Genomic DNA, 13601 nt, shown 5'->3' with positions numbered 1-13601 from the left:
TTGCGCGGTCCGAGGGCGGGTAGCGGCGCGGCGGAACAGGGAGGTGCCATGACGCGCACCGCGACGACGGCCCGTGTGCGGGAGCTGCTGGAGGACGAGAGTTCCCGGACGTACGCGCAGGAGGCCGGCATACGGCTGAAGGACACCCCCCAGCCGTTGTACCAGCTGCTGGTCCTTGCCCATCTGCTGAGCGCCAGGATCCGCGCGGCGACGGCCGTCGCGGCGGCCGAGGCCCTCTTCGAGGCCGGGATGCGCACCCCGCGGAGGATGCGGGAGGCGACCTGGCAGCAGCGGGTGGACGCCCTGGGCGAGGGCGGCTACCGCCGGTACGACGAGCGGACGGCGACACAGCTCGGCGAGGAGGCGGAGCTGGTCCTGGAGAAGTACGGCGGTGATCTGCGCAGGATGCGGGAGGCGGCGCACGGCGACGCGGACGCCTTGCGCGAGGCGCTCCAGGAGATGCCCGGTATCGGCCCCGCGGGCGCGGACATCTTCCTCCGCGAGGCGCAGGGAATCTGGCCGGAACTGGCGCCCTACCTCGACGATCGCGTCCTGGAGGGCGCTCGCCGCACGGGTCTGCCCACCGACCCCGCAGCCCTTGCCCGACTGGTGCCTCGTGAGGAGCTTCCGACCGTGGCGGCGGCCCTGGTCCGCGCCTCGGCGGGCAGGGCATCCGACAGCACGCCCTGATCGCCCTGGCACCTGATCACCCAGATCACCCTGATCATCCAGATCACCCTGGTCACCTGATCACCCTGATCAACCCGATCAGGGTGATCAGCCTCGTCACGGACCGAGGGTGGCGGGGGTCGGGGAAGGCGGGCGCTCTCGCGTGGGCTCCGGTTGAAATCCGTACCGGCGGACCCCTATCCTGAGTTTGTGCCGCTACTAAACAAAGTACGGACGGCCGTTCCGGGGGGACCTGGCGGAGACACCGCCCCCTCCCTGTCCCGCCTCCGCACCGCCCTCACCCTCTTCTTCGCCCTCGACGGCTTCCTCTTCGCCGGCTGGGTCGTCCGCATCCCGGCCATCAAGCAGCAGACCGGGGCCTCCGCCAGCGACCTCGGTCTCGCGCTTCTCGGGGTGTCCGCGGGAGCCGTGGTCACCATGACCCTGACCGGGCGGCTCTGCCGACGCCACGGCAGCCACGCCGTCACCGTCGCCACCGCCGTCCTGCTCTCCCTCTCCATCGCCCTGCCCGCGCTCACCCGCTCCCCGCTCTCCCTCGGCCTCGTGCTGCTCGTCTTCGGCGCGGCGTACGGCGGTATCAACGTGGCCATGAACAGTGCCGCCGTCGACCTCGTCGCGGCTCTGCGCCGCCCCGTGATGCCCTCCCTCCACGCGGCGTTCAGCCTCGGCGGAATGCTCGGCGCGGGTCTCGGCGGACTCGTGGCCGGGAGCCTGTCCCCCGCCACGCATCTCCTCGGCCTGACGGTCGTCGGGCTTCTCCTGACGGCCGCGGCCGGTCCCGTGCTGCTCCGCCACCCCTCCCCCGCACCGCCGGAGGCGACCCCGGCCGCCGGCCGGACCCGGAGCAGGGCAGGCTCGCGCGGGCTGGTCGTCGTCTTCGGAGTGATCGCGCTCTGCACGGCGTACGGCGAGGGCGCCCTGGCCGACTGGGGCGCGCTCCACCTGGAGCAGGACCTCGGCGCGCACCCAGGCGTCGCCGCGGCCGGCTATGCGCTCTTCGCGCTGACGATGACCGTCGGCCGGCTGTCCGGCACCGCGCTGCTCGAACGGCTCGGCCAGACCCGCACCCTCGTCGCGGGCGGGGCGACGGCCGCCGCCGGCATGCTGCTCGGAGCACTCGCCCCCAGCGTCTGGGCCGCCCTGCTCGGCTTCGCGGTGACCGGGCTCGGCCTGGCCAACATCTTCCCCGTCGCCGTGGCTCGGGCGGGCGCGCTCGCCGGTCCGAGCGGGGTCGCCACGGCCTCCACCCTCGGCTACGGCGGCATGCTGCTCGGCCCGCCCTCCATCGGCTTCCTGGCCGACTGGTTCTCTCTTCCCGTCGCCCTCACCACGGTCGCCGTCCTCGCCGCCGGCGCCGCGGTGATCGGCTACGCGGCCCGGAACGCCCAGGGCTCGACGCCCGGTTGACACGACGGGTCGAGGAGAGAGGCCGAGGAGTCGGTCGGGCAACCCGAGCGAACACCCTGCCCCGGTCCGGAGCCCGGGGCAGAATCCGCCTCATGCGGATCATGACGACAGACGAGCACATCGGGGCACTGGACACGGCGGGCCGGATGCTGGCGGACGCCGCGGCCGAGGCGGGGACGGACGCGGAGGTGCCGACCTGTCCGGGCTGGCGGGTACGGGACCTCCTGCGACACACGACGATGGTGCACCGCTGGGCGACGGGTTTCGTCGTCGAGGGGTACACCTCCTACCACCCCGACGGCGGCGAGCCCGATCTCGACGGCGAGGCCCTCCTCGCCCACTTCCGTGAGGGACACACCCGACTCGTCGACGCCCTGCGGGCGGCGCCCGGGTCGCTGGAGTGCTGGACGTTCATGCCGGCGCCCTCCCCGCTGGCCTTCTGGGCGCGGCGGCAGGCGCACGAGACGGCCGTGCACCGCGCGGACGCCGAGTCCGCCCTGCCCCTGTCCGCCCTGCCGCTGTCCGGGCGCCCCGGGCCGGTGGACCCCGCGCTCGCAGCGGACGGGATCGACGAGCTGCTGCTCGCCTTCCACTCCCGTGAGCGCAGCCGGGTACGCACGCCGGAGCCGCGGATCCTGAGCGTCCGCGCCACGGACACCGGTGACGTGTGGACCGTACGGCTGTCGCCGGAGCCGCCACGCGCGGAGCGAGGCACGGAGGATCCCGGGATCACCGCGGACTGCGAGCTGAGCGGACCCGCAGAGCGGCTCTACCTGACGCTCTGGAACCGACTCCCCGAGGGTGCCGTGAGCATGGCGGGCGACGCGTCGCTCGCCCGGCTCTGGCGCGAGAAGTCGGCGATCACCTGATCGTGACGGCCCGGCGACGCGTCCGGCCCCGGTACGGCGCTGGTCAGCCCAGCTTAGCCGGGGCACACCAGGCCCGACTCGTAGGCCGGCACGACCAGTTGGGCGCGGTCGCGGGCGCCGGGCTTCACCATGGTGCGGCTCACGTGCGTCTTCGCGGTCAGCGGGCTGACCACGAGGCGCCGGGCGATCTCCTGCGGGCTCCCCCGTCACCTCGATGTCCGGCTTGGCGTGGCCATCCCGCGTACTCCCGCCGGAGTACGGACCCCCCTCCGTCTACCGGCCTGCGTGCCGCCGCTCGCGCGCGGCACACGGCGTCCGGCGGCTACGGGCGGGGCAGGAGGCCGATGTCGCGGCCCAGGCGGGCGGCTGCTGCGGCGAAGAAGGTTTCGCGGTCCTCGACGACCCGGTTGAACTGGCCGAACACCTCGAAGGACACCAGTCCGAAGAGCTGTGACCAGACGGCGACCATGGCGACGGCGAGGGCGGGCGGAAGATCGGGGGCGAAGTCGGCGGCCATCCGCTCCGCCTCGGGGCGCAGACCCTCGGGGACCGGCGGCGGGGCGATGCCGTCGGCGGTGTAGGCATCGCGGACGATGCCGATCAGGACGAGGGCGACGCGCGAGGCGGGGCCGATGGTGTCCTGCGGGGCGGAGTATCCGGGGACCGGGGATCCGTAGATCAGGGCGTACTCGTGGGGATGGGCGAGCGCCCAGGTACGGACGGCCCGGCAGACGGCCGTCCAGCGGGCGAGGTGGTCCACCCTTCGGGGACCCGGAGCGCCGAGGGCCTGCTCGGCAGCGGTGCCGACGGCGTCGTACGCGTCGACGATGAGGGCGGTGAGGAGGTCGTCGCGGCTGGGGAAGTACCGGTAGAGCGCGGACGACACCATGCCGACCTCGCGGGCGACGGCGCGCAGGGAGAGCTTGGCGGCGCCTTCGGCCGCGAGCTGCCTCCGGGCCTCGTCCTTGATGGCGGCGGTGATCTCGATCCGGGCGCGGGCGCGGGCTCCTTGGACGCTGGTCATGGAGGTCAGTGTGCCACCATTCGGAGCACTGCACCGAAACGAGAGCAGCGCACCAATACGAGAGCGGTGATCTTGCTTTGGAGCGCCACTCCGTGCACACTGATCTCAAGCGAGAGCAGTGCTCACGGTTTCACTTGGAGGATGCGATGTCCGCTCAGCCCCACACCCATGTCATGAAGCCCGGCTGGTTCACGGTGAACGTGATGAACCGGAGCGTCGCCTGGCTGACCCGCCGCGGCATCAGCGTCTGGGGCTCCCGCGTCCTCGCCGTCCGGGGCCGCAAGAGCGGCGAGTGGCGCACCACCCCCGTCAACCTGCTGACCCTGGACGGCTCCGAGTACCTGGTGGCGCCGCGCGGCCACGTCCAGTGGACCCGCAACATGCGCGCGGCCGGCGGCGGCGAGCTGCGCCTGGGCAAGCACGTCCAGCCCTTCGCCGCCGTCGAGCTGACCGACGACGAGAAGCCCGCACTGCTCCGCGCCTACCTGAAGCGGTGGAAGGCGGAGGTCGGCATCTTCTTCGGCGGGGTCGGCCCGGACTCCACGGACGCCGAACTGCTCGCGATCGCCCCCAAGCACCCGGTCTTCCGGATCACTCCGACCGTGTGACCCCGGAGTCCGTCGTATCCGTGGAGTGCGCCGTATCCCCGGAGCCCGTCGTAGCCGTGGAGTGCGCCGTGTCCGTGGAGTCCTTCGCGTCCGTCGAACCGGTCGCGGCCGCCCCGTCCGTCGCGGCCGCCCCGTCCGTCGAACCCGTCGCGGCCGCCCCGTCCGTCGAACCGCCTGAGCCCGACGCGTCGGCGGAGCCCGCCGTACCCGACCCGTCCGGCAGCTCGTCCGGTCCCGGCGTACCGTCCGCTGCCATGCCCTCCGGGCCGTCCGGCAGCTCATCCGGAGCCGCCGACGGCGCGGACCGCGCGACTCCCCGCAGCGTCGTCCCGTCCATCGGTCCCATCCGGCGGTCCAGGACGTCCAGCGCCCGTCGCGCGATCCCGTTCGAGCGCACCAGACCGGCGAGCGTGGTCGAGCCCCGGGTGATGTCCGTGAACGCGTTCCAGGCCGGACGCAGACCCGTGATCGTCGCGTGCAGCAGCCCCGGCCGGCGCTCGAACAGCGCGAGCATCCGCCGCCCGACGGCCATCTCGACGCCCAGGCCGGCCTTGATGGCGAAGGCGTAGTTCAGCGCCTGACGCCGCGCGTCGACGGCGTCGTTCGCCTCGGCGATCCGTACCGCCCACTCCCCCGCGAGCCGGCCCGAACGCAGCGCGAAGGAGATGCCCTCCCGCGTCCACGGCTCCAGCAGGCCGGCTGCGTCACCGCAGACGAGCACGCGGCCGCGCGACAGCGGCGAGTCGTCGCTCCGGCAGCGCGTCAGGTGCCCGGAAGAGATCTCCGGCTCGAAGCCCGCGAGCCCGAGCCGGGCGATGAAGTCCTCCAGATAACGCTTGGTGGCGGCGCCCTCGCCGCGCGCCGAGATGACGCCCACGGTGAGGGTCTCGCCCTTGGGGAACACCCAGCCGTAGCTGCCGGGCATCGGACCCCAGTCGATCAGGACCCTCCCCTTCCAGTCCTCGGCCACCGACGGCGGAACCGGGATCTCCGCCTCCAGGCCGAGGTCCACCTGGTCGAGCTTCACCCCGACGTGGGCTCCTATCCGGCCCGCGCTGCCGTCCGCTCCGACGACCGCCCTGGCCAGCACCGTCTCGCCGTCCGCGAGCACGATGGCGACCGTGCGCCGGTCGGGCACGGCCGGGCCGTGCTGCTCGACCCGGGAGACGGTGGCGCCCGTACGGAGCTCCGCTCCCGCCTTCTGCGCCTGCTCGACGAGACCGGCGTCGAACTCGGGCCGGTTGATCAGCCCGAAGAGCATCCGGCGCGAACGGCGCGTCCGGGCGAACCGGCCGTTCAGGGAGAAGGTGACGGCGTGCACCCGGTCCTGCAGGGGCAGTTCGAAGCCGGGCGGCAGCGCGTCCCGCGAGGGGCCGATGATGCCACCGCCGCAGGTCTTGTACCGCGGCAGTTCGGCTTTCTCCAGAAGCAGCACCCGGCGGCCGGCGACCGCGGCCGCGTACGCCGCCGACGCGCCCGCCGGGCCGGCGCCGACGACCACCACGTCCCACACGGTCGCGGCCTTCTCCGACTCTTCCGCGCGTACCTCTTCGGCGTCTGCGTTCTCGCTGCTCACGATGGGCTTCTGCTCCTGATCCGGACGTTGATCCAACTCTTCGGGCATCCTACGGCGCCGCCCCCGGGGGCCCGCGCCGTAGGATCGGCGATACGTTCGCCGTACAACCGACATACGGCAACATCCTGACAACGTCGCACCCACCAGGAGCGTGCCCATGACCGCGAATCCGATCGCCGAGACCGTCGCAGAGCTGATGCCCCGTGCCAAGGCGGAGCTCACGGAGCTCGTGGCCTTCGAATCGGTGGCGGACGAGGCCGTGGCTCCGCGGAGCGAGTGCGAGGGCGCGGCGAACTGGGTGGCGGACGCGCTGCGCGGCGAGGGCTTCCAGGACGTGGCCCTGCTGGACACCCCTGACGGTTCCCAGTCGGTGTACGGCATACTCCCCGGCCCGGCCGGCGCACCGACCGTCCTCCTGTACGCGCACTACGACGTACAGCCGAAGCTGGACGAGTCGGCGTGGGTCACCCCGCCGTTCGTCCTGACGGAGCGGGACGGCCGCTGGTACGGGCGGGGCGCGGCCGACTGCAAGGGCGGGTTCATCATGCACCTGCTCGCGCTGCGCGCCCTGAAGGCGAACGGCGGTGTGCCCGTCACGGTCAAGATGATCGTGGAGGGTTCGGAGGAGCAGGGCACGGGCGGTCTGGAACGGTACGCGGAGGCGCACCCCGAACTCCTCACCTCCGACGCCATCGTGATCGGCGACACCGGCAATTTCCGGCTCGGTCTGCCGACGGTCACCGCGACCCTGCGCGGCATGACGATGATCCGCGTCCAGATCGACACCCTCGAAGGCAACCTGCACTCCGGCATGTTCGGCGGCGCCGCGCCGGACGCGCTGGCCGCGCTGATCCGCGTTCTGGACACGCTGCGCGCGGAGGACGGTTCCACGGTCATCGACGGTCTGCCGGCGGACGCGGTGTGGGAGGGCCTGCAGTACCCGGAGGACGACTTCCGCGCGGACGCGAAGGTTCTGGCGGGCGTCGGCCTGCCGGGCAACGGCACGGTGGCCGACCGTATCTGGGCCCGTCCGGCCGTCACCGTCATCGGCATCGACTGCCACCCGGTGGCGGGCGCGACCCCGTCGATCCCGTCGACGGCACGGGCTCAGATCAGCCTGCGCGTGCCGCCGGGCCAGGACGCGGCCGAGGCGACGAAGCTGCTGTACGCGCACATCGAGAAGCGTGTGCCGTGGAACGCCCGGGTCTCCTTCGAGCAGGTCGGCCAGGGCCAGGCGTTCCGGGCTGACGTGACCAGCCCGGCCTACGTCTCGATGGCGGAGGCGATGGCGGTGGCGTACCCCGGGCAGGAGATGCAGTCCTCCGGCATGGGCGGCTCGATTCCGCTCTGCAACACGCTTGCCTCGCTCTACCCCGAGGCGGAGATCCTGCTCATCGGTCTGAGCGAGCCGGAGGCGCAGATCCACGCGGTGAACGAGTCGGTGTCGCCGGAGGAGCTGGAGCGCCTCGCGGTGGCGGAGGCGCACTTCCTGGTGAATTACGCCCGCTCGAAGCAGGGTTAAGCGTTCGGCGAAGCTCGCCGAGCGCGTAGAACCATACGGCGGACCTGCGCGGATACGTAGGTCCGCCGTATGGACTTCAGCGAGAGCACGCCCCGGCTGCACATGCTGCACTTCTCCATCGGCCTGGGGGCACCTCCCAGCGGTAGCCTGGGGACTACCTGTGGCGGGACGACGAGGAGTTGACCCTGATCGACGCCGGATGGGTGGACTCGGCGGACGAGATCGAGACGGCGATACGGGTACAAGTCCGTGGAACGGCGCCCCGTTGGCCGCGCACGGGTTCGCGGAAACGGCGCCCGGCGCCCGCGGGCGCCCGACGCCAGGGTGCGCGCCCGCGAACGGCGCCCGGCGGCCTGGTGCGTGCCCGCGAAGGGGTCCGGCGGGGTCCGGGGCCCTGGGGTCCGGCGGTCGCGTCAGCCGACGGGGACGCCGGCCTCCAGGTTGAGCACCGTGCCTCTCTCGCGGGCACGGAGGGCCCAGCGGAGGCGGCGGTAGCGGACCGGCGGCAGCAGTTCGGCGGCCTCGTCCTCCGTCACGAACCGCCAGCCGCGCAGCTCGGCGCCGGGGAGCAGGAGTCGGTCCGCCTCGGCCGTGGAGAGCAGACCGCCGTCGAAGAGGAGGCGCAGGCCGCCGTAGCCGGGCGGCTGCGGGCGTTCCCAGTCGACGAGCAGCAGCCGCGGTACGACATCGAGTTCTATCCCTATCTCCTCGGCGACCTCGCGCATCCCGGCGCGGGCGGGTGGCTCGCCGGGTTCGACGACACCGCCGGGGAACTCCCAACCGGGCTTGTAGGTGGGGTCGACGAGCAGAAACCGGTCGTGCTCGTCGAAGAGGAGTACGCCCGCGGCCAGTGTCTCGCCGGTGGGTTCGGGGGTCTGCACGATGCCGCAGGGGGCGGCGAGGCCGGCGCGCATGGCCTCGACGACGGCGGCCGCGGTCTCGGCGGGCGTGAGCGTCGTGTTGTCGACGGTGAAGGCGTCGGCGGAGAGCCAGTCCAGGGCGGTGCGGAAGGGTTCGACGTGGTCGTGGCACCACTGGCGGGCGCGCTCGGCGCTCTCCCGGTCGTCGTCCTGCGGCGAGCGACCGTCGATCCGGGTCCGCAGGATCGTTTCATCTTGGACGAGCACCACATGGCGCACCTCGATCCGCCGCGCCGCCAGACCGCCGAAGATCTCGTCGCGGTACTCCTGCCGCGTCAGCGTCATCGGAACGACGAGGACACCGCCCACCTCGGCGAGCAGGGCCGCGGCCGTGTCGACGACCATGCGGCGCCAGATCGGCAGGTCCTGGAAGTCGTCGACCTCGTCGAGCCGCTTCCGCGGGAGCAGTCGGCACAGCCCACCGCCGGTGAGCTCGGGGTCGTACAGTGTGCTGTTCGGGATCAGCTCGACCAGCTCGCGCGCGGTGCTGGACTTGCCCGCGCCGAACGCACCGTTGATCCAGACGATCACGATTCCCCCTCTTCGGTAGCCCACAGTGGCTTGCCCGCAACACCCTGCCATGGAAACCCCCGCGCGAACGGGCGTGCGGGCCTCCGCGTAACACTTCGGCACGGACTCTCGTTGGACCGGCGAGGCAAGGGGGTGCGGAGTTGAGCCGTACGGTATTGCAGAGGTTTCCCGCGGGAGGTCCACGGGGCAGCTGGCCCGCCGAGGAGTTCGCGAGCGCACGCCGCGACGAGGGGCTCCCGGCGGAGGTCGTGATGGACCTGGATTCGGACACGTTTCTGGTGATCGTGGAGCAGAGGGCGCCGGAGAGGGTGAGACCGGCGCATCTGGTGGAGGCCGTGGTGAGGGCGGGCACGCCGACCAGGGCCGCACCGGCGTCACCGCCCACGGCGGCTGCCGGGAGCACGGCGGGAACGGCTGTGGGGAGGATCTGACGGCGCGTGGAGCGTGGCTTCCGGCCGCGCGCGGTGCTCGGACGCGCCGCCTGCGGCGCTCGTACCGTGCTCGGTCCGGGCCGCGCGTCAGGCCACTTTGCGGGCCGCCGCCTGCGGCGCTCGTACCATGCTCGGTCCAGCCCGCGCGTCAGGCCACTTTGCGGGCCGCCGCCGCGGCGCCGAGCAGGCCGGCGTCCGTTCCCGTGAGCGCCGGGACGACGGCGAGGTCCCGGACGAAGGACAGCGTCGCGTACTCCCGCAGGCTGCGCCGCAGTGGCGCGAAGAGCACGTCGCCCGCGCCCGCCACACCGCCGCCCACGACGGCGATGTCGATCTCGACGAGGGTCGCCGTGGCGGCGATACCCGCGGCCAACGCCCGCGCGGCACGCTCGAACGACGCGACGGCGATCGGTTCCCCCGCCTGCGCGGCCGCAGCCACCGCAGCGGCGGAGCCGTCGCCGTCCGGGCCCGGCCGCCAGCCGTTCTCCAGGGCCCGGCGGGCGATCTGCGGCCCGCTGGCGATGCGTTCGACGCAGCCACGGCCGCCGCAGGCGCACGGGTCCCCGTCCAGGTCGACGCTGATGTGACCGATGTGGCCCGCGTTGCCGGTGGGGCCGGGGTGTACCCGACCGTCGAGCACCAGACCGCCGCCGACACCCGTCGAGACGACCAGGCAGAGCGCGTTGTCGTGGCCGCGGGCGGCGCCCTGCCAGTGCTCGGCCGCCGTCATGGCGACGCCGTCGCCGACGAGCGTCACGGGCCGTCCACCGGTCACCCGGTGAACGCGCTCGACCAGCGGAAAGCCGCGCCAGCCGGGGACGTTGACCGGACTGACCGTGCCCGCAGAGGCGTCCACGGGGCCCGCGCTGCCGATGCCTACCGCGTGCACCTCGTCCCACAGCGGCGAGGCCGCCAGATCCGAGAGCACCGCCTCGACCGCACGCATCACCGTCTCGCCGTCCTCCCGCGCCGGAGTGGGCCGCTGCGCCCGTACGAGAACGCCGCCGGCGCCGTCCACCAGCGCACCGGCGATCTTGGTGCCGCCGAAGTCCAGGGCGGCAACGAGGTCAGTCTGCATGTGCGCGGTGTCTCCAGAGGGGCGAGAGGGTGCAGATCGCTGTGACGTACAGTCTCCCGCGCTCTGACAACGTTGTCCAGGGCCTATGCTCGGACGAGACAGAGACGAGACCGAGGAGATTCGCGCACTGTGGCCGACACCGCCCGCCGCCCCGAGCACCGTTACGGCAATCGGCCCACGATGAAGGACGTCGCCGCGCGGGCCGGCGTCGGGCTCAAGACGGTCTCCCGCGTCGTCAACGGCGAACCCGGGGTCACTCCCGACACCGAGCGCCGGGTGCAGGAGGCCATCGACTCGCTCGGCTTCCGGCGCAACGACAGCGCGCGCGTGCTGCGCAAAGGCCGTACCGCCTCCGTGGGTCTGGTCCTCGAAGACCTCGCCGACCCGTTCTACGGCCCGCTCAGCCGCGCCGTGGAGGAGGTCGCCCGAGCCCACGGGGCCCTGCTCATCAACGGTTCCAGCGCGGAGGACCCGGAGCGTGAGCAGGAGCTGGCCCTCGCACTGTGCGCGCGGCGGGTCGACGGACTGATCGTCATCCCGGCCGGTACGGACCACCGTTACCTCGAACCGGAGATCAAGGCGGGTGTCGCCACGGTCTTCGTGGACCGCCCTGCGGGGAGCATCGACGCCGACGTCGTCCTGTCGGACAGCTTCGGGGGCTCGCGCGAGGGCGTGGCCCATCTGATCGCGCACGGGCACCGCCGGATCGGCTTCGTCGGCGACCAGCCCCGCATCCACACGGCGACGGAGCGCCTGCGCGGATACCGGTCGGCGATGGAGGACGCGGGGCTCGACGTCGACCCCTCGTGGGTCTCGCTGGGGCCGACCGCCCCCGACCGGGTCCGGGCGGCGGTGACCGCGATGGTCTCCGGCCCGGAGCCGGTGACGGCGCTCTTCGCGGGCAACAACCGGGTCACGGTCACGGCGGTCCGCACCCTGGCCGATCGCGACCGTCCGGTGGCCCTCGTGGGCTTCGACGACATCGAACTGGCCGATCTCCTCGGCATCACCGTGATCGCCCAGGACGCGGCGGCCCTGGGCCGCACGGCGGCGGAGCGGCTCTTCCGCCGCCTCGACGGCTTCGACGACGAGCCGACCCGTGTCGTCCTGGACACCCGGCTGATCCCGCGCGGCTCCGGCGAGATCCCGCCGCCGCCCGCGTAGCCAGGACCCGGGCAGAGCCGGCCCCCCGGTGGAGCCGGGGCGTGCGGACGGTGACGTTCCGCGGACGGCGGGGCTCCGCCGCACCCCGCGCGGCGGGCGGGCGCCGACGGACCGGCCTTGCCCAGGCGCCTGAACACCTGGTCGCCCCGCCGTCCGTACGCGTGCGATGAACGCGTACGAGAACGGGGCGGGGTCACTCGTCACCGGGGGGTGCGCGAACGGCTCGGGGTTACTGCGCCGTCGCCGTGAGGTCGCCGCGGCGCGGGGCGGCGAAGCGGTCCAGGTCGGCGCGGGACAGGCCCGTGAGGGCGTCGACCTCGGCGGTGTCCAGGGCGCCGCAGTCGATGCCGCGCAGGAGGTAGGAGCTGAGCGCCTTGGCCGTGGCGGGCTCGTCCATGACGTCGCCGCCGGCGTGGTTGGCGTAGGCCGAGAGGCGCTTGGCGGCGGCCTCGAAGCCCTCGCGGTAGAAGGCGAAGACGGCGGCGTACCGGGTCGGGATGTGGGCCGGGTGCATGTCCCAGCCCTGGTAGTACGCGCGGGCCAGCGCGCGGCGGGTGAGGCCGTAGTGCAGGCGCCAGGCCTCGTGCACGTGCTCGGTGGAGCCGACCGGGAGGACGTTGGTGGAACCGTCGGAGACCCGTACGCCCGTGCCCGCGGCAGCGACCTGCATGACCGCCTTGGCGTGGTCGGCGGCCGGGTGGTCGCTGCCCTGGTAGGCGGCGGAGACGCCGAGGCAGGCGCTGTAGTCGAAGGTGCCGTAGTGCAGTCCGGTCGCACGGCCCTCGGCGGCGCCGATCATGCGCGCGACGGCGGCGGTGCCGTCTGCGGCGAGGATGGACTGGCTGGTCTCGATCTGGATCTCGAAGCCCAGGCGGCCCTCGTCCAGGCCGTGGGCCTTCTCGAAGGCCTCCAGAAGGCGGACGAAGGCGGAGACCTGCTCGGGGTAGGTCACCTTGGGAAGGGTGAGGACGAGGCCGTCGGGCAGGCCGCCGTGCTCGAGGAGACCGGTGAGGAAGACGTCGGTGGTGCGGATGCCGCGGTCGCGAACGGCGGCCTCCATGCACTTCATCCGGATACCCATGTACGGGGCCGCCGTGCCTCCCCCAGAGCTCCCGGCCTGGGAGGTGCCCCCCGCGTACGCCTCCGAGATCAGCCGGGCGGTGCGGGCGGCGTCGGCGTCTTCGGCGGCCCCGTCCTTGCCCGCGTACCCGTCCTCGAAGTCGACCCGGAGGTCCTCGATCGGCTCGCGCTCCAGCTTGGCGCGCACACGGCCGTAGACGTCCTCGGCGAGGTCGTGGGAGAGGCCGAGGACCTCGGCGAAGGAGTCGGCGTCCGGGGCGTGCTCGTCCAGGGCGGCGAGGGCCTGGTCACCCCAGGAGCGGATGGTTCCGGCGTCGAAGACGTTGCCGGGGACGTAGACGGTGTGGACGGGCTGGCGGGTGCCCGGGTCGCCCGGGTAGCGCCGGTCGAGCTCGGCGTCCACCGCTGCGAGGGAGGCGCTGATGCCCTCGCTGACCGCTCCGGCGAGGCTCGTCGACACCTTCTCCTGCTGACCCATCCCACATCCTCCTGTTTTCCGCTTCACGGAATCAACAATCCGTATAGCGAAGTTAGTAGCCGGTCGGGACCTGCGTCAATGGGTGTCCGAAACGGCCGGGGGGGAAGTGGGGGGGCCCCCCCCCCCGGCCCCCGACCCAACCCAACCCACGGGCCGATCCCCCCGTGTTTCGGCCCCCCTGTTCTCTTTTTGGCTGGGTCGATAAGGTGTATCACCCCCTCTC

Annotated in this window: 10 protein-coding genes and 2 pseudogenes; 6 read left to right on the top strand and 6 right to left on the bottom strand. The window is 72.9% G+C overall.

Translation table 11 applies throughout. The features are described from left to right. The first annotated feature begins 48 nt into the window (after positions 1–48). The 3 genes from ACFUJR_RS10765 to ACFUJR_RS10755 all read left to right on the top strand — a co-directional run bounded on the left by ACFUJR_RS10765 (position 49) and on the right by ACFUJR_RS10755 (position 2966). Complete coding sequence (locus tag ACFUJR_RS10765) at positions 49–690, top strand: endonuclease (protein WP_383170310.1); 642 nt, start codon at positions 49–51, stop codon at positions 688–690. 189 nt (positions 691–879) lie between these two features. Next, a complete protein-coding gene (locus ACFUJR_RS10760) occupies positions 880–2097 on the top strand; it encodes an MFS transporter (RefSeq protein WP_383170312.1) in 1218 nt (405 codons plus the stop codon). Positions 2098–2198: 101 nt separating this feature from the next. Next, positions 2199–2966, top strand: a complete 768-nt coding sequence (locus tag ACFUJR_RS10755) for a maleylpyruvate isomerase family mycothiol-dependent enzyme (RefSeq protein WP_383170314.1) — start codon at positions 2199–2201, stop codon at positions 2964–2966. 53 nt (positions 2967–3019) lie between these two features. On the opposite strand, the pseudogene ACFUJR_RS10750 reads toward ACFUJR_RS10755, so the two are convergent. Together ACFUJR_RS10750 and ACFUJR_RS10745 are read right to left on the bottom strand one after the other, a co-directional pair. Then, positions 3020–3166 (bottom strand): annotated as a pseudogene (locus tag ACFUJR_RS10750) (LuxR C-terminal-related transcriptional regulator); the annotation flags it as partial. Positions 3167–3288: 122 nt separating this feature from the next. Next, on the bottom strand, positions 3289–3990 hold the full coding sequence (locus ACFUJR_RS10745) for a TetR/AcrR family transcriptional regulator (RefSeq protein ID WP_383170316.1): 702 nt from the start codon (positions 3988–3990) through the stop codon (positions 3289–3291). A gap of 146 nt (positions 3991–4136) precedes the next feature. Between ACFUJR_RS10745 and ACFUJR_RS10740 the strand changes: the two genes are divergently transcribed. Next, complete coding sequence (locus ACFUJR_RS10740; protein ID WP_383170318.1) at positions 4137–4598, top strand: nitroreductase family deazaflavin-dependent oxidoreductase; 462 nt, start codon at positions 4137–4139, stop codon at positions 4596–4598. Between the two features lie 346 nt (positions 4599–4944). Here ACFUJR_RS10740 and ACFUJR_RS10735 read toward each other — a convergent pair. Next, positions 4945–6174, bottom strand: a pseudogene (locus tag ACFUJR_RS10735) (geranylgeranyl reductase family protein); the annotation flags it as partial. 157 nt (positions 6175–6331) lie between these two features. Here ACFUJR_RS10735 and ACFUJR_RS10730 point away from each other — a divergent pair. Continuing rightward, positions 6332–7696 (top strand): dipeptidase, encoded by a 1365-nt coding sequence (locus ACFUJR_RS10730; RefSeq protein WP_383170320.1) that lies wholly within the window; start codon positions 6332–6334, stop codon positions 7694–7696. Between the two features lie 413 nt (positions 7697–8109). Here the strand turns inward: ACFUJR_RS10730 and ACFUJR_RS10725 are convergent, their stop codons facing one another. Beyond that, complete coding sequence (locus ACFUJR_RS10725) at positions 8110–9147, bottom strand: NUDIX domain-containing protein (protein ID WP_383170321.1); 1038 nt, start codon at positions 9145–9147, stop codon at positions 8110–8112. Positions 9148–9726: 579 nt separating this feature from the next. After that, positions 9727–10656, bottom strand: coding sequence for an ROK family protein (locus ACFUJR_RS10720; RefSeq protein WP_383170323.1), 930 nt, complete (start codon positions 10654–10656; stop codon positions 9727–9729). Positions 10657–10785: 129 nt separating this feature from the next. On the opposite strand from ACFUJR_RS10720, the gene ACFUJR_RS10715 reads away from it, so the two are divergent. Next, a complete protein-coding gene (locus ACFUJR_RS10715; protein ID WP_383170325.1) occupies positions 10786–11820 on the top strand; it encodes a LacI family DNA-binding transcriptional regulator in 1035 nt (344 codons plus the stop codon). 229 nt (positions 11821–12049) lie between these two features. Here the strand turns inward: ACFUJR_RS10715 and ACFUJR_RS10710 are convergent, their stop codons facing one another. Next, positions 12050–13378, bottom strand: coding sequence for a DUF6986 family protein (locus ACFUJR_RS10710; RefSeq protein ID WP_383170327.1), 1329 nt, complete (start codon positions 13376–13378; stop codon positions 12050–12052). Positions 13379–13601 lie beyond the last annotated feature (223 nt).

Source organism: Streptomyces sp. NPDC057271 (assembly GCF_042668715.1).
Classification (GTDB): Bacteria; Actinomycetota; Actinomycetes; order Streptomycetales; family Streptomycetaceae; genus Streptomyces.
The sequence above is the reverse complement of the archived record's forward strand: the minus strand, read 5'-3'. Positions and strand labels throughout refer to the sequence as shown.